Origin of the sequence: Bacillus sp. NEAU-CP5 (assembly GCF_026420705.1) — a bacterium.
GTDB classification, from domain to species: Bacteria; Bacillota; Bacilli; order Bacillales; family Bacillaceae; genus Bacillus; species Bacillus velezensis.
The window spans coordinates 201,231-228,066 of sequence record NZ_JAPMOV010000001.1 but is presented as its reverse complement, the minus strand read 5'-3'; the positions used below and the strand labels follow the sequence as shown (position 1 = coordinate 228,066).

Sequence of the window (26,836 nt, the reverse complement as noted above, 5' to 3'; positions counted from 1 at the left end):
GAATGATATCGGAAAAAATCAATATCTCACTGGATCATCCCATCATGAAGGGCCATAAGGTCTTTGGTGAAGCGGTATTGCCCGGTCTTGCTTATATCGATTTGATTTATCAGGTTTTTCAGGAACACGGTTATGTATACAATGAGCTCGAATTGAAGCACGTTACGATTTATCAGCCTTTAACCGTCAGTGAAACGGCTGCAATCATTCTGACCATTCAATGTTCTGATAGCGGAGATGGAAAGTGGCTCATCTCCCTTTCGGGGCAGAAACAGCAGGGTGACGAGCTGTCAGACGATATACAATATGCGACGGCTGAAATGGTGAAAAGAGACGCTGTGACATTTGACGAAACCATTGATTTCAGCGATGTGAAGCAGTCAGTCAGATCTCTGAATCTTGATGACATGTATAACCGCTGCCTGGATCATGACTTGGTTCATTCCGGCATGATGAAATCGAACGGACGATTGTACGAAACAGAAGGCGGCATGCTGGCTGAGCTTTCTTGTGAAGAAGGAAAGGATTTCTTTTTATTTCATCCGGCCCTTTTGGATGCGAGCGGAATCGGGGCGAGCGGTTTGCTTTCTGAAACAAACCGGCTTCATCTGCCTTTATATTATGAATCGTTCACGGCCGCCGACAGGCTGCAATCAGAGTGCACGGCGCGTATCGCAGCTTCCGGCGTCCGTCAGGAAAAAGAACTCACAACGATGACAATCGAGTACTTCAGCCGATCCGGACAAAAGGTGGCGGAGCTTAAAAACATTACGGGAAAAGCGGTTCGGCTTGAAGAAGACGCGAATACAGCCGAACAGAATCAACAGGCTGCAGCTGAGCCGGAAAGCGCAGATGAAAAAGACATCATTCTGTTTTTAAAGAAGCTTTTGGCTGATAAGCTTGGTCAGCCCTGGGAGACGCTGGACGTTCTAGCCGGCTACTACGAGCTTGGGCTGGATTCATCTTCTTTGCTTGAGATTGTACAAGATATCAGTAAAAAGACGGGTGCGGACCTCGCGCCCACTCTTCTCTTTGAATATACAAATATAAAAGAACTGGCAGCCTATCTGAAAAAGACCGTTTCATTTGAATGTGCGGAGGAACGTGCAGCCGAACCATCACGGTCTGAAGCTGAAGCACCGGACGCGCCAGAACACCATAAAAACACCGGAGACATCGCGATTATCGGAATGGCCGGCCGCTATCCGAAAGCGAAAAGTGTGGCGGAGTTTTGGGATAACCTGAAGGCAGGCGCGGATTGCATTACTGAAGTACCGAAGTCCCGCTGGGATTGGAAAACATATCAAAACGTAACGTCCCCGTCTGGAAAAACAGTATCAAAATGGGGCGGTTTCATTGACGATGCCGACTGCTTCGATCCGCAGTTTTTCAGAATCTCACCGCGTGAGGCGGAAATGATGGACCCGCAGGAGCGCCTGTTTTTAGAAACATGCTGGGAAACGATTGAAGATGCGGGGTATACGCCTGAAACGCTGGGAAATAAAGGGGGGAAACAGCATCCGATCGGCGTATTTGCAGGGGTGATGCATAAAGATTATTCCTTAATCGGCGCAGAACAATTATCTGAAACTGATCCTTTTCCGGTTTCACTGAATTATGCGCAGATCGCCAACAGAGTGTCCTATTATTGTGACTTCCACGGGCCGAGCATCGCGGTGGATACCGTTTGTTCCTCATCATTGACCGCCGTTCATCTGGCCATTGAAAGCATCCGCCGCGGCGAATGTGAAGCCGCGCTTGCGGGAGGGGTGAACTTGTCGCTGCACCCGGCGAAATATCTCAGCTACGGAAGCGTGGGCATGCACTCAAGTGACGGCCGCTGCCGTACATTCGGCGAGGGCGGGGACGGCTACGTTTCCGGAGAAGGAGTCGGTGCGGTCTTGCTCAAGCCGCTGGAAAAAGCCGAACAAGACGGCGACCGCATTTACGCGGTCATTAAAGGAAGCGCCGTTAACCACGTCGGGAAAGTAAGCGGAATTACCGTCCCGAGTCCTGCTGCACAGGCAGAAGTCATTAAGGCCTGTCTGAGAAAAGCAGGTATCAGCCCGCGGACCGTCAGCTATGTGGAAGCCCATGGCACAGGTACTTCGTTAGGAGACCCGATTGAAATTGAAGGTCTGTCAAAAGCGTTCAGCCAAGGGACGCAGGATCAGCAATTTTGTTCCATCGGTTCGGTCAAATCAAATATCGGCCACGCAGAATCAGCGGCAGGGATCAGCGGGTTAACAAAAGCAGCGCTGCAGCTTCATCACAAAACGCTTGTCAAATCACTGCATTCTGCGGAATTAAATCCTTACCTGAAATTTGAGGGATCTCCTTTTTACGTACAGCAGCAGACTGCTCCGTGGAAGCAGCCGGAAGCTGAAGAAAACGGAAAAGTCACACATTATCCGCGCCGGGCCGGACTCAGTTCATTCGGTGCATCAGGTTCGAACGCCCATATCATTTTAGAAGAATACATTCAGCCTGAACAAAAAGCGCCTGTACCTGAGAACGATGCAGCAAAACTCATCCCGCTGTCAGCAAGAAATAAAGACAGGCTTCTCGCCTATGCGGAAAAATTAGCCCGGTCGCTTTCAGAAAAGACGGTGCTGTCTGAACTGGCTTATACACTTCAGACAGGACGTGAAGCAATGGAGGAGAGAGCTGTCTTCCTTGTAAATGACACCCGCGACTTGATAGAAAAGCTGAATGATTTTGTAAAAGGAAACGAAAACATCTCCGGTTTTTGGCGCGGACAAGCTGAGCTGCCGGAACTGAGCGAAGCCGCTCCTGAGACGGACGATCCGAAACGGCTTGCGGCGTTATGGGCAGAAGGGAAAACAGTAGATTGGAATAAGCTGTACGGTTCGGATAAACCGCGTAAAACTAGCGTTCCGACTTATCCATTTGCAAAAGAACGCTATTGGATTCCGCAGCAGAAAAAACAGGAGAAAAGCCCGTCAGGAACAGTGCTGCATCCGCTTTTACAAGAAAATACGTCAGATTTTTCGCAGCAGCGCTTCACGTCTCTTTTTACGGGAGATGAATTTTTCCTATCTGACCATGTCGTCAACGGACAAAAAATACTGCCGGGTGTCGCCTATTTGGAAATGGCCGCAGAGGCGGTCAAAAAGGCCGCTGCCGTGACGGAAAAAGACCACAGCGTCACACTCAGACAGGTCGTTTGGGTCCGGCCGGTCATGATTGAAGACAAACCGAAGGAAATACATATTGCCCTTTATCCGGAAGATAATGGTGAGATTACCTATGAAATATACAGTGAGGCAGAAAACGGCGAAGATCCGGTCATTCACAGCCAGGGTGAAGCGGTCATTACCGAACCGGGAAGCGCCCAGATTGATATCGAGTCTGTCAAAACTTCCTGCAATTTAGGAACCGTAACTGCAGAAGAATGTTACGGAGCTTTTGAAAGGATCGGTCTGGATTACGGAGAGGCATACAGGGGCGTACAGCAATTGCTGATCGGAGAAGACCGATTATTGGCCCGTATTTCACTCCCAGCAGCCGTACATGACAAAAAAGAACAGTATACGCTTCACCCGAGTATGATGGACGCCGCTTTTCACGCATCCGTCGGTCTGCTTGTCCGTTCGATACATGACGATGCAGACAGCCACGAGCTTTCTTTGCCGTTTGCGATGCAGGAAGTGGAAGTGTTCGGCCCGTGCCCTGAACATATCTGGTCATATATCCGGTACACAGAAGGCAGCAAAGCAGATGACAACGTAAGAAAATTTGACATTGATATGTGCGATGATGCCGGTACGGTTTATGTCAGGATGAAAGGCGCGTCCGTCCGGGCGCTTGACACAAGCCAAACAGCGGGCGGAGAAACCACGGAGGCGCCTGTCGGCCATACGATGCTGATTCCGGCTTGGGAGCCTGTTGCGCTTGAAAAAGCCGGGGAAGCAGCGGTGGATAAGCAGACGGCAGTATTCGGCGGAACGGATTCGAGACATACGCACATAAAAGAACATCTGCCGAACGCTTCCTATTACCCGATCAGAGGTACGGATGATATCACATCTCTTACGCACATGCTTGAAGGACAAAAAGAACTGGAGCAAATCATTTGGCTTGCTCCGCAGGCTGAGAGTGCTGACAGCCTCAAGGAACAGGAAAGGAATGTTCTTCATGTGTTCAAGCTGATGAAAGCATTACTTGCCTTAGGGTACGGAGAAAAACGTTTGGACTGGTGCATCGTCACAGCAAATGCCCAGCCGTTTTCGGATCAAGGCAGCGCCGACCCGTCACAAGCCGCAGTCAGCGGACTTGCCGGAACAATGGCGAAAGAATATCCGCATTGGCATATCCGTATGATTGACACAGAAACGGACGGCAGCTGGCCGATCGAAGAGGCGCTTCGTCTTTCTGCCGGGAAAAACGGTCAAATTTGGGCGTACCGCAATCAGCAGCTGTTTGAGCGGCAGCTGATACCGCTTGACAATATGCCGAAAAACGGCACGCTGTACCAAACAGGCGGGGTTTATGCCGTGATCGGAGGCGCCGGGTATCTCGGTGAGGCATGGAGTGAATACATGATCCGCCGCTACAAAGCACGCATCATTTGGATCGGAAGAAGCACACTGAATGATTCCATACAGGCGAAACTCGACCGGCTCAGCGCATTCGGCCCGGCGCCTGAATATGTTTCCGCCGATGCCGCTGACAGTGCTTCCTTAGAGAGGGCTTATCAGTTCATAAAAGAGCGCCACACAAAAATGAACGGAATCATCCACTCGGCAATGGATCTGTCTGAGCAAAGCTTAAATAATATGAAGACAGAAGAGTTCAAATCGGTGCTGCGGGCAAAAGCCGATGTAAGTGTGTCCATGGCGGAGGTATTTGGACGGGAGTCGCTTGACTTTGCGCTCTTCTTCTCCTCGCTTGTGGCATTTATTCATAACGTGAAACAAAGCCATTATGCCGCAGGATGCGCTTTCAGTGACGCATTTGCGAAAGAACTTGATCAGACATGGAATTGTCCGGTCAAAGTGATGAATTGGGGCTATTGGGGCAACAGCGAAGCGGCTGAAGACGGCGATTTTATTCAGCTGATGGATCAGATCGGATTGGGATTGATCGAACCGGACGCTGCAATGGAGGCGCTTGAAACCCTTATGACGCTGCCGGTTAATCAAGCAGCCTTCATTCATACGACCAAACCGGTCGCAGTCGAAGGGATGAGTGAAACAGAAAAAATTTCTGTTTATCCGCCTCAGCCGATTGTCTTTTCACAACAGCCGAAGGTCGCTCCGCCCGGCGCACGTCTTGTAAGAGAGGCTGAACATCAGAAGCTCGATGATTTTCTGTATCAGCTGTTGATCGCCCAGTTTAAAGAAGCGGACTTGCTGACGCCGCAAAGCCATAAAGTGTATGAGCCCGAGCATGAATACTTTAAAAAATGGCTCAAGCAAACGATCGCCTTCCTTCTGGAACATGGCTATCTGGAAGGGAATGCGGATTCATATAAACTGTCGGCGCGGGCCGAAAACACAACCGCCGCGCTATGGCAAAAATGGGAGCGGGAAAAAGAGGAATGGCTCAATAACGCCGATACGAAAGCGATGACTGTTTTAGCCGAGACGATGCTTAAAGCACTGCCGGGCATTCTGCGCGAAGACGTGCCGGCGACAGATATCATGTTCCCGCATTCTTCAATGGAACTTGTTGAAGGAATTTATAAGCGCAACCAAGTCGCGGATTACTTTAACAGCGCCCTGTCAGATACATTAACGGCATATGTGAAAGAAAACATCAACAAACATTCAAAAGCCGAGATCCGCATACTGGAAATCGGAGCGGGCACAGGCGGCACAAGCGCAGGCATATTTGAAAAGCTCAGGCCGTATCAAAACCATATAAAAGAATACTGTTACACCGATGTATCAAAAGCTTTTCTCGTGCATGCGGAGACGGAATACGGCAAACGGAACCCTTATCTGACGTATAAGCTTTTTAACGCAGAAGCGCCGCTTGCCGGCCAGGATATAGAGCCGGGCGCATACGACATCGTCGTTGCGGCCAATGTGCTCCACGCGACGAAAGACATCCGCCAGACGCTGAGAAACGCAAAAGCCGTTTTAAAAGACAACGGTTTGCTGCTCTTAAATGAAATGGCGGGAAACAGCCTGTTCCCGCATATTACTTTCGGACTGCTTGAAGGCTGGTGGCTGCATGAAGATTCTGCCCTTCGTATTCCGGGGTGCCCGGGCTTGTATCCGGAAAGCTGGAAGCGCGTGTTAGAAAGTGAAGGCTGGCATTCTGTCTTCTTCCCGGCAGAAGCGGCACATGAATTAAGCCATCAGATTATAGCGGCAAAAAGCAACGGCATTGTTCGCCAAAAAACGCTTCAAGCAAAGGCCGGAAAACGGACCGCTCCGCCAAAAGCATCACATGCGCCGGAACTTCAGGGGCAAACAACGGTGCAAAAAGGCGACACGTCTTTAATAGAAAAAAGCACCGAGTACTTGAAAACGTTAATCGGAGAAACATTAAAAATTCCGCCGGCTCAAATTGATCCGAAAGCGCCGCTTGAAAAATACGGAATTGATTCTATCGTCGTCGTACAGCTGACAAACGCGTTACGAAATGTATTGGACCAAGTCAGCAGCACTTTATTTTTTGAATATCAGACGATCGACGCGCTCGTCGCTTACTTAATCAAAACGAAAAAAGACGCGATGATCAAACTGACGGGACAAACGCCTGTTCAGGAAGAACGGAAGGCATCACCAGAACCGCAGGCTGTACAGCCGGCTAAGCCGCTTCGCACTGACTGGCGGCGGAGGGAAAAACGGGCAGCCAAAGAGACCGTCCGGCAAAGTTCGGTTCGCGACGTGGCCATCATCGGTGTTTCAGGACGCTACCCGCAGGCAAAAACAGCGGCTGAGCTTTGGGCAAATATTAAAAAAGGAAAAAACTGCATAGAAGAAATCCCGCGGGAACGCTGGAACTGGCAGGATTACTACGATGAAGAGAAAGGTAAAGAAGGCTCTATTTATACGAAATGGGGCGGCTTCATTGAGGATATGGACAAGTTTGATCCGCTGTTCTTTCAGATTTCTCCTTTGGAAGCAGAGCGAATGGACCCGCAGGAGCGATTATTTTTAGAAACGGCGTATGCGAGTATCGAGGATGCCGGCTATACGCCTGACAACCTGTGCCAAAGCAGAAAAATCGGTGTTTTTGCCGGCGCGATGAACAAAAACTACCCGACAGGCTACGGCTATTGGTCCATTGCCAACAGGGTATCTTACCTTTTTGATTTCCAAGGGCCGAGCATTGCCGTTGATACAGCCTGCTCCTCTTCTTTGACGGCCATTCATCTGGCGCTTGAGAGCATATACAGCGGTTCAAGCGAATGCGCGATTGCCGGTGGCGTAAACATAGTGACCGACCCGATCCATTATATGAATCTGTCAGTCATGAACATGCTTTCCGCAGGCGACACGTGCAAATCGTTCGGAGACCGCGCGGATGGTTTTGTAGACGGAGAAGGGGTAGGCGCGGTCGTATTAAAGCCGTTAGACCGAGCGATTGCCGATAACGATCACATTTACGGTGTGATTAAAGGAAGCACCATTAACAGCGGAGGCAAAACGAACGGATACACCGTTCCGAATCCGAATGCGCAGGCCGCCTTAATAAAAGAAGCTTTCCAAAGGGCAAACGTCCCGGCGCGCACCGTCAGTTATATTGAAGCCCACGGTACGGGCACCGCATTAGGAGACCCGATTGAAATCGCCGGATTAACGAAAGCATTTGAAGAGGATACAACAGACAAACAGTTTTGCGCCATCGGCTCCGCAAAATCAAATATCGGTCATTGTGAAAGCGCCGCGGGCATTGCAGGTCTGACAAAAATATTATTCCAGCTCAAAGACCGCCAAATTGCGCCGTCCCTGCACGCGGAACAGCTGAATCCGAATATTGATTTCGCGTATACGCCGTTTGCCGTTCAGCAGGAGCTCGGTGAGTGGAAACGTCCCGTCATCGGCGGCAGAGAGCTTCCGAGAAGGGCGGGGTTAAGCAGCTTCGGCGCGGGAGGAGCAAACGCCCACCTCGTCATAGAAGAATATACGGCAGACAAAGAGCCTGATGAGACGCCGGCAGATCAGCCCGCCATCATCGTCCTGTCTGCGAAAAACAGCGAACGGCTCACTGAAAAAGCAAAACAGCTCAGAGACGCCATCCGTGAAAAAAGACACAGCGGCCGCGACCTTATGAGCATAGCCTTTACTCTTCAGACGGGCCGGGTGCCGATGGAAGAGCGTCTCGGTTTTATCGTCCATTCACTTCATGAACTTGAGGAAAAACTGAATGGATTTATCGCCGGACAAAACAGCGCCGGACTGCACCGTGACGGCACGGAAGAAAACAAACGGATGCTTGCCGTATTTTCGGCGGATGATGATATGGAAACAATCATAGACGCTTGGATCAGCAAACGGAAATATTCTAAGCTGCTTGAGCTTTGGGTAAAAGGATTGGATATCGATTGGGCGAAATTATACGGAGACCGTCCTCCGGCCCGCATCAGCCTGCCTGCTTATCCGTTTGCGAAAGAACGCTTCTGGCATCAGCAGCCTGTACAAAGCAAGGCAGCGCCCGTTAAGTCGCCGACTGATGAAAGTGATCCGGCGGAACAGTTTGAAGTGATGGCTTTTAGAGAAGTCCTTAAAGAACAGGCTCTGCCGGCAGCCGGAGAAAAGAAAATCAAAACGGTGATTTCTTTCTTATCTGATCAGAAGAAGCAGCAGGAAGCCATCTCTGTGATCAAATCGTATGACAATGACATTGACGTTATTTTTATCGCTCAGGGAGACCGGTATGAGGCTCTGTCCGCCGGGCGCTGCCAAGTGGTGCGGGAAGATCCGCAATCATATGTGAACGCTTTTGCGGATATTCAAAAAGAGTACGGTGAAGCTTCTGCCATTTTGTATTTATGGGCGCTTGAAGATAAAAGCTGCATCGAAGATTATTCATGTATCGTCCATATTCTCAAAGCAATGGCTGAGACCGGTCTGCAGCCGGAAAGGCTGTTATTGGCGGGGGAATATGCATCCGGTCTGGAAAAGTGCTACTTGGAATCATGGATCGGCTTTGAGCGTTCGCTCGGCATTGTTCTCCCGAAAACAAGTGTTACCGGCCACTTCAGAAAAGCCGGTGCGGCCATAACGGACTGGATGAGAACCATTTGGGACGAGCTGAAAGCTGAAACAGACCAAACCGTTTTCTTGGAAGAGGGAAAACGATATGTCTATCACACCGAACCAACCGGACTAACGAAAGAAAACAGCAGGATCAGAACCGGCGGAACATATCTCATTACAGGCGGATTAGGAGGGCTAGGCTACTTATTTGCCCGCCATCTCGCCCGGAACTACCAGGCAAATGTCATTCTCACGGGGCGGTCGCCGATCAATGAAGAAAAGAAAGAAAAAATGAAAGACCTGGAAAATCTCGGCGCGGGTGTTCTTTACGCCGAAGCCGATGTTTGTGATCCGATCGGAATGGGCGACTGCATCAAGCGCGCGAAAGAACGATTCGGAGCCATTCACGGCGTCATTCATGCGGCGGGCATCGAAAGCAGAACATCCGTCTTTGAAAATGAAATCGGGAATTTCCGGAGTACGCTTGAACCGAAAATAAACGGAAGCCTGCTTCTTGACGAGTGGCTGAAAAACGAAACGCCGGATTTCATCTGCTACTTTTCATCCACATCGGCTGTTTTAGGGGATTTCGGCTGCTGTGATTACGCGGTCGCGAACAGGTTCCAAATGGCGTATGCCCACTATAAAAACGAACAATCAGAAAGCGGAAACGCTTTTGTCATAAACTGGCCGGTCTGGAAAAACGGCGGAATGGCCGTCGGCGGTGAAGAGACGACGGGCATGTACTTGAAATCAAGCGGCCAGCGCCTGTTAGAAACAGATGAAGGCATTGAGCTTTTTGAGCGCATCATTTCTCAAGACCACACCCAGTGCCTTATCATTGCCGGCAAAAGAAGCCGTGCTGAACGATTTTTAGGCATACAGCGGGACGATTCATCAAAACCGGATGCGTTTTTGGAAACCGTGAGCCGCCGCATCCCGGAAGAAAGCACGGAAAAACGGCTCGAAGCAGATTTGAAAGAGCAGATAAACAGCCTGCTGAAAATATCCAAAGATAAACTCGTCCTGCATAAAAACTGGGCGGAATTCGGTTTTGATTCCATCTATTTAGCCAAATTTGCCGCTCTTTTGACGAGTCATTACGGCATTGAAGTCACTCCGGCATTATTTTACAGCTATGCCACGCTCGGAGACGTCATGAGCTATTACCTGACAGAACATAAAGAAACGATCGAAACGTTTTACCGAACGGAAGAAACCGAAACAGAAGCCGCCGCTCCGGATAACAAGGAGTATACGGATCAGGAGATCATCGCCATGATGAAACAGGTCTCTGAGGGGACATTAGATTTTAAAAGAGTGCAAGACATCATAGAAGGGAGTAAGACCTATGAATCATAAAGAACTTCTCGATGCCTACAGATCAGGAACGCTCACCATCGCTGAAGTAGAACAAAAGCTTCAGGCTTCTAAGCGGACAACTGCAAAACGTCCGCTTTCTGAAGGCCAGAAAGGTTTGTGGATGCTTCAGAAAATGTTTCCGGAGATGAGCGCATATAACATTCCGTTATGCTTTCGTTTTCAAAAGCTGGATATCGAGACATTCAAAAACGCTCTTTTGTCCGTGCAGCGCCAGCACCCTATTTTGACCAGTGTGATAAAAGAGGAAAACGGCCTTCCGTATCAGATAGAAGATACGGATCGGCATTTTCCGATTGAAGAAATGGATCTTTCTGAATTAAGCGGGCGTGATGCGCTTACGTTTATTAAAGAAAAAGCAAAAGAACCGTTCTCGCTTGAAACCGGGCCGCTCCTGCGTGTTCAAGTATTCCGGCAGGCGAAGCGGGAGCCGATTGTGTTAATTACCATTCACCATATCATTTTTGACGGCGTCTCTCTTATGACGTTTATGTCGGCGCTGCTGGACGCTTATGTAAAAGCAAGTGAAGGCAAAGAACCTGTCATGCTTCAGCAGGCCGCAGATTATCATGACTTTGTGAAATGGGAAAAAGAGCTGCTGGAAAGCGAAGCGGGAAAAACACATCTCTCTTATTGGAAAAAGCAGCTGGAAGGACCGCTGCCGGTGCTTGAGCTTCCGTCGGATTACCCGAGATCATCGGTTCAAACGTGCAGGGGGCAGGCGTATCAGCGCTTGCTTCCTGATGAACTGAACCGGCAGATTAAAGTTTGCGCCCAAAAAAATAACGTCAATGAATCCGTTGTGTATCTCGCTATTTTCAAAGGACTGCTCTATCAATATACGAATCAGGAAGATGTCATCGTCGGCATGCCGACGATGGGGCGTTCTGAGGCTCAATTTGAGTCTGTCATCGGATACTTCATTAATATGATCGCGGTCAGAAGCAGGGAGACGGGCGCCAAATCTTTTACGTCGTTTTTGAAGGAGCTGCAGCTGACACTGGCAGAAGGGCTGGACCATGCCGCATATCCGTTTCCCGCGCTTGTCAAAGAATTGAAGACGGAACGCTCGCCTGCGGTGTCGCCTGTTTTTCAAACAGCGTTTTTCTATCAAAACTTCTTCCGGACGGAAGGAGCGGAAAAGCTGGCGGAACTATATCAATCACTCGGCATTGAAATGATAGAAGACATTCATCAGGAAGGCGAATTTGAGCTTGCGCTTGAAGTCTATAAAAAAGAAACGGGAACCGTCCTGCAATTTCTGTACAACCCGGATGTCTACAGTCCTTCTTTCATCGAACGAATGGCGGAGCATTATATGAAACTGGCGGAGAAGGTGCTTTCTGATCCGGAGATCGCTTTTGAAGCCTGTTCCGGCCTGCTCAATCAAAAACGGGATGAAAGCCGTTCATCCCATCAGCCGAATGAGCGCTGCATTCATGAAGTGTTTGCGGAAAAAGCCGGCCGCCATCCTGACAGAGAAGCCGTCATATTCGGTGAAAATAGTCTTACATATCGCGAATTAGATGAACGAAGCACGGCGCTCGCTGTGTACCTGCAAGAAAAGGGCGTCACACCGGAATGCCCGGTCGGCATTTGTACGGAGCGTTCTTTTGAGATGGTCATCGGCATCCTCGCCATTTTAAAAGCGGGAGGCGCGTATGTGCCGCTGGACCCGGCTTTTCCAAATGAACGGATGGCCCACGTGTTGACTGACAGCGGCGTGACAATCGTATTAACGCAGGAAAAGACGCGCGGCATGATTGAACAGTTGGCCATCGGCGGTGTGAGCACGGTGGAAATTGAAAACAGCGGACGTTCTGTCAGCGGAGCAAAACTGACGCCGCGTTCAAAACCGCATCATCTCGCTTATATTCTATATACGTCCGGAAGCACGGGAAAACCGAAAGGCGTCATGGTTGAGCACAGGGCCATCATGAATACGCTGCAGTTTTTGGAAGCTGAGTATCCGGTCGCACAAGAGGATGCCTATCTGTTAAAAACGAATTACGTATTTGACGTTTCGATTTCTGAATTATTCGGCTGGTTTATCGGAAACGGACGGCTAGTCATTTTGCCGCCTGGTGCAGAAAAAAATCCGCAGCTTTGCATGGAACATATCCAAACCCACCAGGTCACGCATCTGAATTTTGCGCCCGCCGTGTTTAATGTATTTCTTGAAACTGTAAAGCGGCATACGGCATTTACAGAAGACGGCCCTGTGAAGTATGTGATGGTGGCCGGTGAGGCGTTTCCGAAAGATTTAGTCAAAAAGTCAGTTTCCATCTTCAAACATGCCAGAATTGAAAACATATACGGCCCGACGGAAACATCCATTTATGCCGCTTACTACAGCTGCGGCCAAAAGGAAATCACAAGCAGGAATACGCCGATCGGGAAACCGATTCACAATACGCGGCTTTATATCGTCGATGAAAAGCTCAGCCCCGTCCCTGACGGTGTAGCCGGGGAGCTTTGCGTGGCCGGCGCCGGTCTGGCCAGAGGCTATTACAATCAGCCTGAGCTGACGGCGGCATCATTTATTGATAATCCGTTTAGTGAAGGAGAAAAACTTTACAAGACAGGTGATTTGGCCAGATGGCTGCCTGACGGAAATATAGAATATGCCGGCCGGATTGACAGTCAGGTGAAAATTCGCGGCTTCCGCATCGAATTGGGAGCAATTGAAACGAAATTGAGCGAACATCCGGATATCCTTGACCAGGCGGTTGTTGTTCAGGAAAAGAACGGACATAAAAAGCTGATTGCTTATTATACGGCCCGCTCCGGTCATACGGCAGATGAAAAAGCGCTCCGCAACCATCTTTTATCAAGCCTGCCGGATTATATGGCGCCTGCCCATTTTATCCGCCTGGATGCGCTGCCGTTAACACCGAGCGGAAAAGTGAACCGTAAAGACCTAAAACAGCGCAAGGTAATCGTTCACCGGTCTGAAAAGACGGGCAGACTGCCGTTATCAGAAGCGGAAGCGAAAGTGACCGCAATATGGGAAGACCTGCTGAATACGGCGGGCATCAAAACCGAAGACGGCTTTTTCGATGTGGGAGGCGACTCGCTTCTGGCTGTTGCGGCGGCAGAGCGCATTAAGCAGGAGCTGGAATGCGATTTTACCGTCACGGATTTATTCGAACACTCTACCATTCAGGCGATCAGCCGATTTATTGTTGAAACAAAACAGGCAGCTGAATCAGAGGTGTACGGCCAAGATGAGAGAGAAAGAGAACAAACACCGCAAAACGGGGTGCCGTCTTATTTTGATGACAGTGTGGCGATAGTGGGGATTTCCTGCCAGTTCCCCGGCGCGAAAAATCATCATGAGTTTTGGAAGCAGTTAAGAGAAGGAAAGGAAAGCGTCCGGTTCTACTCGGAAGAAGAACTTCGGGAAGCCGGCGTGCCTGAAGATTTGATCGAAAATCCCGACTATGTGCCGGCATTATCGACGATAGAAGGAAAAGATCTCTTTGACCCTGAGTTCTTTCACATTTCTCCAAAAGACGCAGAATTTATGGATCCTCAGCTTCGGCTTCTGCTGCTTCATTCTTGGAAAGCCGTCGAGGACGCGGGATATGTATCGAAAGAGATTCCGAAGACAAGCGTATATATGTCGGCAAGCAATAATTCGTATCGGTCGCTTTTGCCGGAAAAAACGACAGAAGGCCATGAATCTCCCGATGGCTATGTGTCATGGGTGTTAGCGCAGAGCGGCACGATTCCGACGATGGTTTCCCATAAGCTCGGATTAAAAGGGCCAAGCTATTTCGTTCATTCCAATTGCTCATCATCATTAGTCGGTCTTTATTCAGCCTACAAAAGCATAACGAGCGGAGAATCGGAATACGCGCTCGTCGGCGGAGCAACTCTGCATGCAGCGACCGGCATTGGCTATGTGCACCAAAACGGATTGAATTTTTCAAGCGACGGGCATGTCAAGGCATTTGATGCTTCAGCCGACGGTATGGCGGGCGGAGAAGGAGCGGCCGTCATTCTGCTGAAAAAGGCGTCACAAGCCGTTCAGGACGGAGATCACATATACGCCATGCTCAGAGGCATCGGTCTGAACAATGACGGAGCGGATAAAGTCGGTTTTTACGCACCGAGTGTAAAAGGTCAGACTGACGTCATCCAGCATGTTTTAGACAGCACGAATATTCACCCGGAGACGATTTCCTATATCGAAGCGCACGGCACAGGAACGACATTGGGTGATCCGATTGAAATGTCCGCGCTGCAGCAAGTGTATAAACGTTACACGGACCGGGAGCAGTATTGCGGGATCGGCTCCGTAAAAACGAATATCGGACATTTGGATACAGCAGCAGGTCTGGCCGGGTGCATCAAAGTCGCCATGAGTTTATATCATCGGGAGCTGGCGCCTACCATTAATTACACGTCACCGAATCCGAATATCAAATTCAGCGGTTCGCCGTTTTATGTGGCGGATAAGAGAAAACCGCTTCCGGAGAGAGAGACGCCGCACCGCGCAGCGTTAAGCTCATTCGGACTCGGAGGAACAAACGCACACGCCATTTTTGAACAGTATGAAAACAAAACGATCAGCGGATCAAAGGACGGACAGCCGCCTTATATCGTTCCGCTGTCAGCGAGAAATAAGCAGCGTCTTACTGCCTATGCATCCTGTTTATCCAGCTTTCTGGATGAAACCGAAAACGATGTTTCCTTGCATGATCTGGCATTTACGTATCAGACCGGACGTGAAGCGATGGAAGAGAGAGCCGTTTTTATCAGTCATGATCGTCACGATTTGAAGCGTCAGCTGCAGGATTTCATCAATGGCAATGACCAAAACATCTTACGGGGCGAAAAAGTGAGAAGCAGAGAAGTGTCAGCTCAGGAGATGGAAGAGCTTGCGGCATGTCAGACACGGGATGAAAAGCTGAAAGCACTGGCGGCACTCTGGGTTGAAGGAGCGCGTGTCGATTGGGGCTTATTGTATCAGGATTCCGCGCCGCAAAGAATCAGTGCGCCGACCTACCCGTTCGCAGAGGAGCGCTTCTGGCCGGAAGAAACGGTGAAGCAAACGGATACCAAGCTTTTGCATCCGCTGGTACATCAGAATACATCCGTCTTGCAGGAGCAGCGGTTCAGTTCGGAATTCACGGGAAAAGAGTATTTTATTGCCGAGCATATCATTAAAGGAATGGCGATCGTGCCGGCTGCCGTTACCCTTGAGATGGCACGGGCCGCGGCGGAGAAAAGCATCGGCGGGGCAACAGAGGATTCTCTGGGCCTGCGCTTAAAGAATATTGTATGGGTCCGCCCGGTGATAGTCGATCAGGAGGCTGTCCGTGTCCATATCGGACTTTATGAAGAAGAGGACGGACAGATTCAATACAGAATGTACGGGGGTAACGATTCTATCGGTGAAGAAGCTCCTCTTTATAATCAGGGCATCGCTGAAATCATCCGGAAGGAACCGGAGGAAGCGGCGGATATTGAGCAGCTGAAGCGCCGGTGCACACAGGGAACAATCGAATCTCAAGCGTTTTACAAAGGAATGATCGGTGCTGATTACGGGCCCGGATACAAAGGGGTGCAGCTTGTATACAAAGGCGAAGACCGGCTGCTTGCTAAATTGAAGCTTCCTGAATCCGTCTCTCATACAAAAGCTGATTATATCCTTCATCCGAGTATGATGGACGGTGCGCTTCAGGCCGCCGAATATTTGCAAAACGTGACGAGAGCGCTGCTTGCAGACAGCGGGGAACCGTTCAAAGCCGCATTACCGTTTGCTTTAGAGGAGCTGGACGTTCTGAATCCGTGCGCTGATGATATGTGGGTGCACGTCACATTCAGTGCGAACAATAAAGCCGGCGATCCTATCCAAAAAGCCGATATTGATCTATATGACAATAACGGCGGGCTTTGTGTGCGGATGAGAGGTTTCTCAACGCGGATCATGGAAGAAAACGCGGATGCCGGCGTTTCGGTCAGCCGTACGGACACATTGCTTGCTGAACCGGTCTGGAAAGAGCAGCCGGAACCGGCGGACCACGAGCCAACGTATGAAGAGCATATCATTTTCCTTTGTGAGTACGATGAAGCCGTAAAACAAGCTGTCGAAGCAAAGCTTGAACATGCAAGCGTCATTATCTTGGACGATCGTCCCGCATCTATTGCAGAGCGGTATCATTCTTATGCGGGCCAGCTGTTTGACCATATCAAAACCATAATGAAAAGCAAGCCGAAGGGCCGCGTTCTATTTCAGGCTGTTACGCAGTCAGCAGGCTTACAGCAGGTGTTCTCAGGCATTACCGGCCTCTTCAAAACCGCATGCCTTGAACATTCCAAGCTGATCTGTCAAATGATCGAAGCCGAGGAGAAAGAAAGTGCTGAAGGCATAGCGGAAAAAGCGTCCGAAAACCGTATGCATGCAAAAAGCGTCCATGTGAAATATGAAAACGGCAAGCGCTTTGCCGCCGATTGGAAAGAGATGGATATTTCTCAAGCGGAGCCGGACATTCCGTGGAAAGACGAAGGCGTTTATCTCATTACAGGAGGTGCCGGAGGTTTAGGTCTGATCTTTGCAAAAGAGATCGCAAACCGTACAAAAGACGCCGTCATCATACTAACCGGCCGATCCGTTCTCAGAGAAAAGCAGAAAGACATGCTGGAAACAGTACGTGCTGCCGGCGCTTCTGTTTTCTACGAGCAGACCGATGTCACGGACGAAGCAGAAGTATACCGATTGATCCGCAATATACGCAAACGGCACGGCAAGCTGGACGGGATTGTTCACAGTGCCGGCATTATAAAAGACAACTACATGGTGAAGAAGACGGCAGAGGAATTCCAACACGTTCTCGCTCCGAAAGTGAAGGGCCTTGTGTATCTTGATGAAGCGTCACAACATGAGAAATTAGATGTCTTTATTGTCTTTTCATCCTTATCAGGTGTGCTTGGAAGCGTCGGCCAGACTGATTATGCGTCTGCAAATGTCTTTATGGAGATGTATGCCGAGTACCGCCGTTCTTTACAAGCCGCAGGACAAAGATACGGAAAGACGCTTTCTGTCAGCTGGCCGTTATGGAAAGAAGGCGGAATGCAGGCAGGAAAGCAGACGGAAGATATGCTGATGCAGGAGGCGGGAATCGCACCGCTCGGCACAGATGCCGGCATCAAGGCTTTATATCAAGGCTTGATGAGCGGGACAGCCCGGATGACGGTTCTTGAAGGAGATGTGAAACACATGAAAGCAAAACTGTTCCGCAAAGAGAATGATCATCCGGAAGCAGAGACCGGCGTACGTCATGACATTGATGCTGACAGCCTGCTTGAAAAAGTGAAGCATCTGTTAAAACAGCAGACGGCCTCACTGTTAAAAGTAAACATTGACAAAATTGATCCTCATGAAAAAATGACAAAATACGGGCTGGATTCTATCTCGATGACTGAGTTTACGAACCAGTTAAACAAAACGTACCGGCTTACGTTAACGCCGACGATTTTCTTTGATCATCCGACCATCCATGAATTTGCCGTTCATTTAATCAGTGAATACGAAGAGGAATTTGCCGGACGGTTTGCGGTAAATACAAAAACGGTTCAATCGGCAAGACCGGTAAAAGAGACTCAAATCACGCGCCCGGCCGTTAAGCGACGCCGCACTCTGCCTGAGACACTTCCGCCGACAGTGCAGCGGGACCAAGGGCCGGAACCGATCGCAATCGTAGGCATCAGCGGGATTTTCCCGATGGCAGAAGACATTGAATCTTTCTGGCAGAACCTGAAAGAAGGCAAAGACTGCATGACCGAGATTCCGAAAGACCGCTGGGACTGGCGGGACTATTACGGGGATCCCGCAAAAGAAGCCAATAAAACAAACGTCAACCAAGGCGGGTTTATTGACGGAATTGCTGAATTTGATCCGTTATTTTTCGGAATTTCACCCCGGGAAGCGGAGCAAATGGACCCTCAGCAGCGCCTCTTGCTGACGCACGCGTGGAAAGCGATTGAAGATGCCGGATATGCGTCAAAGAGTCTCTCAGGCACAAAAACAGGTGTGTTTATCGGGACCGGAAATACCGGCTACGGTTCTCTTTTAGCCAATGCCGATGCGGAGATTGAAGGGTCATCCGCGGCGAATACAAGTCCGTCTGTCGGACCGAACCGTGTCAGCTATACGCTCAATCTGCACGGGCCGAGCGAGCCGATTGATACCGCCTGCTCAAGCTCGCTCGTTGCCATACACCATGCCGTTTCTTCAATTGAAGAAGGGACGTGCGACATGGCTTTGGCGGGAGGAATCAATACGATTGTTCTTCCGGATGTGTATATCAGTTTTGACAAAGCGGGCGCGCTGAGTAAAGAAGGAAGATGCAAAACGTTCTCTGATCAGGCTGACGGTTTTGCCCATGGTGAAGGAGCAGGGCTCTTTTTCCTCAAAAAGCTGAAAGCCGCTGAGGCGGATGGGGACCATATTTACGGCGTCATTAAAGGAAGCGCGGTGAATCACGGCGGCCGCGCGGCATCTTTAACAACGCCTAACCCGAAACAACAGGCGGAAGTCATTAAAGCCGCATACAAAAAAGCGGGCATTGATCCGAAAACAGTCTCTTATATCGAAGCCCACGGCACCGGAACAGAACTGGGGGATCCCGTTGAAATTAACGGCCTGAAACAAGCGTTCAGCTCGTTTGCAGACGGAAAAGAGAAAGCGGCCGGCTATTGCGGCTTAGGGTCAGTCAAAACGAATATCGGCCATTTATCCCTTGCCGCGGGAGCAGCGGGCATTATTAAAATTTTGCTGCAGATGAAGCATCGGACATTAGTAAAAAGTCTCCACTGTGAGACGGTAAATCCGTACATTCAGCTTGAAGACAGCCCGTTTTATCTGGTGCGGGAGACGATGGAATGGAAGACGCAGACGGACGAACGCGGAAACGAACAGCCGCGCCGCGCGGGCATCAGCTCATTCGGCATCGGAGGCGTAAATGCCCACGTCGTCATCGAAGAATACATTCCAGAAGACAGAGAGGAAGCAGATGACTCTCATATCGACCCATGTCTTTTCGTTCTGTCCGCCAAAAATGAAAAACGCCTGAAAGAGCAGGCAAAACAGCTGAAACGTGCGCTTACTGAAAAACGGTACGATCAATCCTCCCTCGTTTCTATGGCTTATACCCTCCAAATCGGAAGGGACGCCATGGAAGAACGCCTGGCGGTTATTGCCGGATCCGCGGAAGAACTGCAGGAAAAACTGTCACAGTTTATCACTGGAGATAAGCACGCGGATTTGTACAGAGGAAGAATAGACAAAGGCACCCTGCAAATGCTGACGGAAGATGAAGAAATTCAAGAAGCCGTTGAAAAATGGATGGCACGCGGCAAATACGCGAAGCTGCTTGAATTATGGGTCAAAGGGCTGAACGTCCATTGGGCGAAGCTGTATGGAGACCGGCCGCCTAAACGTATGAGCCTGCCGTCGTATCCTTTTGCAAAAGACCGCTATTGGGCGGCGAAACATACCGGAAAACACGAAAAAATAAGCACTGTGTCTGCCGGAAAACAAGACGCGCTTCATCCGCTTCTGCACAGAAATACCTCAAACCTTGCAGAACAGCGGTTCAGCTCAATCTATACAGGAGAAGAATTTTACCTTGCGGACCATGTTGTAAAAGGCGTGCCGATTTTACCGGGGGTGGCACATCTTGAAATGGCGCGCGCAGCAATGGAACAGGCATCTGAAGTTCCGGCCGGACAAGGAAGCGTCAAGCTTAAGAATACGGTTTGGGTGCGGCCGATCACCATTGAAGACGAGCCGGTTCATGTCAACATCCGTCTCATTCCTGAAACGGCAAATGACGTTCAATTCGACATTTACAGCGGTCAGGAAACAGATCAGCCGTCCGTTTACAGCCAAGGGGCAGTATCAGTCCGCCCTGACGCCGAGGCTCCGGTCATTGATCTCCAAAAGCTGAGATCACAATCCGCCGAGACACCGTTTTCTGCAGATGAAGTATACGATATGTACCGCAAAATCGGTTTTGATTACGGCCCGGCTTTCCGGGGTGTCAAAGCGATTTATACAGGTGATGATTTCGTATTGGGCAGACTGTCACTTGATGCGGCTTGTGCGGACACGGTACAGGAGTATGTCATGCATCCGGGCTTAATGGACTCTGCATTGCAGGCATCAAGCATATTAACCGGAACAAATGATGAAAAACTGATGCTTCCGTTTGCGGTTCAGGAGCTTGAAGTATTCAGCGCATGCGCTGCCGAGATGTGGGTTTACGCCAGACTTTCTGAAGACCACAAAGCCGGCCAGATTGAAAAACGCGATCTTGATATTTGTGATGAAAACGGCAAGGTGTGCGTAAGGCTGAAAGGTTTGTCATTCAGAACGGCTGAAAAAGAACCTGAGAAAAAAGAAAAAGCTCCGGAAACGCTCATGCTTGAGCCGGTATGGACCCGAAGCGATGAAACTGCTGTTCAAACGGAACCGGTTTTTGCCCGGCATATCGTAATACTTTGTGATACAGACGCCGGATTAAAACAAGCCGTTGAAGCCGCGGGAGCTGAATGTATTGAAATGACCTCCCAGCACGGGAAAGCGGCGGCGCGCTTCCGTGATTATACAGGACGGATATTGGAGACGCTGCAAAAACTGCTGAAGGAAGAGACGGATGGAGACGTCCTCATTCAGACGGTTCTCTCTAAAACAGATAAGCATCAGCTGCTCTCAGGCATTTCAGCTCTGTTAAAAACAGCCGGCCTGGAACATAAAAAACTGAAAACCCAGCTGATTGAAATAGAACCGGCGGAAAACGGCAGAATCACAGATATCATCAGAGAAAATAAAACACGGGCTGATGACAGCCATATCAAATATGAAAACGGCATCCGATACAGCGCAGATGTCAAAGAAACGGCCGTGTCCGGCGGCAAAATACGCATTCCGTGGAACGACGGAGGCATTTATCTCATTACCGGAGGAGCCGGAGGCTTAGGCTTTATTTTCGCGAAAGAAATCGCCCGGAAAGTCAAAGAGCCGACACTGGTTTTGACAGGCCGTTCCGCTTTAAGCGAGAATCAGCGGATGCAGCTGCAATCGCTTGAATCACTCGGAGCAAAAGCGGAATACAAGCAGGCTGACGTAACAAACGCTCAAACTGCGGCAGACCTGGTCAAAACAATTGAGACGGAATATGGCGGCCTTCACGGCATCATTCATAGCGCGGGTGTGATGAAAGATCAGTATATTGCAAAGAAAACAACCGAAGAGTTTTACAGTGTATTGGCTCCTAAAACGGACGGATTTGTCAACCTTGATGAAGCAACCGAGCATTTAGCGCTGGACTTTTTCATCGTTTTCTCATCAATTTCCGGCGTCACCGGGAATGCGGGACAGGCGGATTATGCGGCGGCAAACGCATTTATGGACAGCTATGCGGCATACCGCAACGCACTGGTTACCGCAATGTACCGCCACGGTCACACATTGTCAATCAATTGGCCGCTTTGGAAAGACGGCGGAATGCAAGTCAATGAAGAAATGGCGAAGCTCACCGAAAAAAGAACCGGCGTAACGCCGATGCGCACTGAAACCGGAATAGAAGCTCTTTACAAAGCATGGAGCACGGGGAAAACAAGCGTGCTCGTCATGGAAGGAAACGGCGCCGTAATGCGGGAAAAGCTGCTTCAAAAGACTCCTGCAGCCGCTTTTGCACCGGTTAAGAAAACGGATGAAACGCCTGCGCCGAAAGACCTGACGGCAAAACTTCAGGAATTGCTGGCAAAAGAGGTTTCCGGGCTTCTGAAAATAAACATTGAAGAAATCGATATCGAATTGGAGTTCAATCAATACGGATTTGATTCCATTACGCTGACGGAATTCGCCAACAAGCTGAATGACACTTATCAGCTTGATCTGACACCGACCGTATTTTTTGAATATGCGACGATTCAAGCCTTGGCGCATCATTTAGCAGAAGACTATCAAACACAATTTACCGGCAGCACACAGCCGAAAGAAGAAAAACAAAGCGGTGTGACAGATGATGGCGGCATCAGACTGGCAGGGAATAAACGATTTGCAAAAACTGCCGTACAGCCTGTTCAGACTGCGGCTGAACATAAACCGGAACCGATCGCCATTGTCGGCATGAGCGGGGTGTTTCCGAAAGCCGCAAATATTGATGAGTATTGGCGCAACTTAGAAGAAGGAAAAGACTGTATAACAGAGGTGCCGGCGGATCGCTGGGACTGGCGGGAGTATTACGGTGACCCGCTTAATGAAGCCAACAAAACAAATGTAAAGTGGGGCGGATTTATTGACGGAGTTGCGGATTTTGATCCGCTGTTCTTCGGAATTTCACCGCTGGAAGCCGAACAGATGGATCCCCAGCAGCGCTTGTTAATGATGTATGCGTGGAAAGCGATAGAAGATGCGGGATATTCCGCTAAAAGCCTTTCCGGCACGAAAACAGGCCTGTATATCGGCACGGGGAATACCGGATACGGCTCACTGTTTTCCGACCTTGATATCGGCGGTGCGTCAGCCGCAAATATGAGTCCGTCAGCGGGGCCGAACCGTGTCAGCTATATGCTCAATCTGCACGGGCCGAGTGAACCGATCGACACGGCTTGTTCAAGCTCGCTGGTCGCGATTCATCACGCCGTATGCGCCATTGAAAACGGGAACTGCGATATGGCGATCGCCGGCGGCGTGAATACCGTCGTCACTCCGCAAGGCCACATCGCTTATGACAAAGCGGGGGCGCTGAGCAAAGAAGGGAAATGTAAAACATTCTCCGACAGGGCGGACGGATTTGCCGTCAGTGAAGGTGCCGGAATTCTGTTTTTGAAAAAGCTGTCAGAAGCGGAAAAAGCGGGCGATCATATTTACGGCGTCATTAAAGGCAGCGCGGTCAACCACGGCGGACGCGCGAACTCCTTGACGACACCGAACCCGAAAGCCCAGGCGGAAGTCGTCAGAACGGCTTATGACAAAGCAGGCATTGATCCGAGAACCGTCACTTATATAGAAGCGCACGGAACCGGAACGGAGCTTGGCGATCCGGTCGAAATCAACGGCCTGAAGTCCGCCTTTCAAAAGCTGTACGAAAAAACAGGCGATTCCGCCGTTTACGCGAGTCACTGCGGTTTGGGATCGGCTAAAACCAATATCGGCCACCTGTCACTGGCAGCCGGTGTCGCGGGTGTGATCAAAGTGCTGATGCAGATGAAGCATAAAACACTTGCAAAAAGCCTCCACAGCGAGGTCATCAACCCGTATATCAAGCTGAAAGACAGTCCGTTTTACATCGTACAGGAAAAAAGAGAATGGACGGGATTGAAAGACGAAAACGGCAATCATCTGCCGCGCCGTGCGGGAATCAGTTCTTTCGGCATCGGCGGCGTAAACGCCCATGTCGTCATTGAAGAATATATCCCGAAGGAAGAAAGAAAAACAGCTGTTTTCACACACCCTCAAATCTTTGTGCTGTCGGCCAAAGAAGAAGAGCGTCTGCAGGAACAGGCGCAGCAGCTGGCGCAAGCTTCTTTTACGGATGCGGATCTTGCCGATGTTGCTTACACGCTTCAGCAGGGACGTGATGCGATGGAAGAAAGAGCGGCCATTATCGCTTCCTCGGCCGAAGAACTTCGGGACAAGCTAAAGAGCTGTGCGAAAGGACGTTATGATATAGCGGGCATTTATAAAGGAAAAGCGGGTAAAACCTCCCTGAAATCCATTCTGGCAGGCGCAAACGGCGAAGCGGATATCGAAGAGCTGATAAGCCGCCGAGAGAATGACAAGCTTGCGGAATTATGGGTGCAGGGCGCGGATATCAAATGGGACGGCTTATATTCTGATATCAAGCCCCAACGGATGAGTCTTCCTGCTTACCCGTTTGCGAAAGAGCGGTACTGGATCACGGACAACCGGCCGAAAGCAGAGAAACCGCAAGCTGTGCTGACGTCGCGGGTACTGCACCCGCTGCTTCACGAAAATGTATCAGATTTAACAGAGCAGCGGTACCGATCCGAATTTACGGGACAAGAGACGATTTTCACCGATCATCTCATTAAAGGCAAGCCGGTGATGCCGGGCGTTGCCTACTTGGAAATGGCTAGGGCGGCGGTTGCTCAGGCAGTCAAAGGGCAAAAGGAACGTCCGTCTGTCACCCGCCTGAAAAACATCGTTTGGGTTCGGCCGATCGAAGCGGGAACCCGCCCGATTGAAGCGCAAATCAGCCTGATTCCGAGGGAAAACGGTGAAATCGTGTATGACATTTACACGGACTCACAAACAGAAGCAAGCGGCAGGCAGATACACTGTCAGGGGGCTGCCGGCATTCTCAGCGCCGGGGAGGCTCCGCACCGTGATATAGGCGCACTGAAAGCTCAATGCGGCCTCAGTATACTGACTTCTGAACAGTGTTACGGCTTATTCAGCAAAATCGGCATTGACTACGGTCCAGGACAACAAGGAATTCAGCAGATTCATATCGGAAGCAATCAAGCATTAGCTGAGCTCCGGCTGCCTTCCTTCCTCGAAGAAACGGCAGATCAATACGTTCTTCACCCGTGTATGCTTGATTCAGCTTTGCAAGCGACAATCGGACTGAAGCTGCACGCAGATGATAACCAGCTGTCACTGCCGTTCGCCCTTGAAGAACTGGACATTTTCAGCCCGTGCACGACAAGCATGTGGGCGTATGTCAGCTCCCGGGGAACGGATGAAAAAATACAGCGTATGGACATTGACTTATGCGATGAGACAGGACGGGTCTGTGTCAGAATTAAAGGGATTTCTTCCAGAATGATGGAAGGCCCCGCGCCGGAAACATCATTAAATGGAGCAAACCTTCTGGCTCCGGTGTGGGATCTCGCGGAATTCCGTGATCAAAGCCCGGCATATAAGACGGAAGAGGTTGTCTTTATCGCGGGGTATGAGGAAAGCGCGGCTTTTCAATTGCATCATCCTTCTGCGAAACGGCTTCATATCAACCCGGAGGATGAAATAGAGGCTGTTGCGGCTGAACTGAAAGCAACAGGGTCTTTCGGGCATATCGTATGGATCGCTCCTTTTCACAGCGCTGATGACATGGTGAAAGCTCAAGATGCGGGCGTCATCCAGATGTACAGAGTGATCAAGGCAATGCTTGCTTTAGGATATGGAGGCAAGCGAATCAGCTTGACTGCAGTCACAATAAAAACACAGTCCGTACAGCCGGCGGACATTATTGATCCGGCTCATGCAGGCATTCACGGTTTGGTCGGCTCGCTCGCAAAAGAGTATCCGAACTGGCAAACAAGGCTGATTGATGCCGGATGTCCGGAAGATGTTTCAAAGGCGGAGCTGTTCTCAGCGCCGTTTGATGAGCAAGGCAATACATGGGCGTACCGGAACAATCACTGGTACAAACAGCGCCTTATTCCTGTACAGCAGCCGGTGTCAAGCCGGCCCGCTTACCAAAAAGGCGGCGTTTATGTCGTCATCGGCGGCGCGGGGGGCATCGGCGAGGCATGGAGCGAATATGCCGTGAAAACATATCAGGCGCGAGTCGTTTGGATCGGCAGACGAAAACATAACAGCGCCATCCAGGAAAAAATCGACAGACTCAGCCAATTCGGCCCGGCGCCGATTTATATTGAAGCTGACGCGGCAAATCCGAATGAGCTCACACGGGCGTATGAAACGATCAAACGCACGCACCCGCAAATTAACGGAATCATCCATTCCGCAATTGTTTTAGAGGATCAGAGCCTGGCAAATATGCCGGAAAGCCGTTTTAAAAGCGTGCTCGCTGCAAAAGTCAATGTCAGCGTGAATATGGCCCGCGTGTTCCGAAATGAGCCGCTGGACTTTGCTTTGTTCTTCTCATCTGTTCAATCATTTGCACGAGCGGCCGGACAAAGCAATTATGCTGCCGGATGCAGTTTCAAAGATGCCTTTGCCGCTCATTTGGCTAAAACGCGGCCGTATTCGGCGGCAGTGATGAATTGGAGCTACTGGGGCAGTGTCGGAATCGTATCATCTGCTGACTATCAAGAACGGATGAAACAGGCGGGAGTCGGATCAATTGAAGCGCCGGAAGCAATGGCCGCGCTTGAACGATTGCTCGGCGGCCCGTTGAATCAGTTCGTCATGATGAAACAGGCGGAAGAGCCGGAGGAAAAACCGGAAGAAATGATAGAAGTATACCCTGAACATCACGGCTCGGCGATGCAAAAACTGCGAAGCTATCAGCCTAAAGTAACAAGACATGTACAACAATTGAGTTAAGGAG

Annotated in this window: 2 protein-coding genes; both read left to right on the top strand. The window is 50.1% G+C overall.

Annotation, left to right across the window (positions count from 1 at the left end; translation table 11 throughout):
• Positions 1 to 2 precede the first annotated feature (2 nt).
• Positions 3 to 10,541: an SDR family NAD(P)-dependent oxidoreductase gene (locus OTK50_RS00800; protein WP_266121820.1), complete on the top strand. Its 10,539-nt coding sequence runs from the start codon at positions 3 to 5 to the stop codon at positions 10,539 to 10,541.
• A complete protein-coding gene (locus tag OTK50_RS00795) occupies positions 10,531 to 26,832 on the top strand; it encodes a non-ribosomal peptide synthetase (protein ID WP_224224282.1) in 16,302 nt (5,433 codons plus the stop codon). Before OTK50_RS00800 ends, OTK50_RS00795 begins: the two co-directional genes overlap by 11 nt.
• Positions 26,833 to 26,836: the final 4 nt, after the last annotated feature.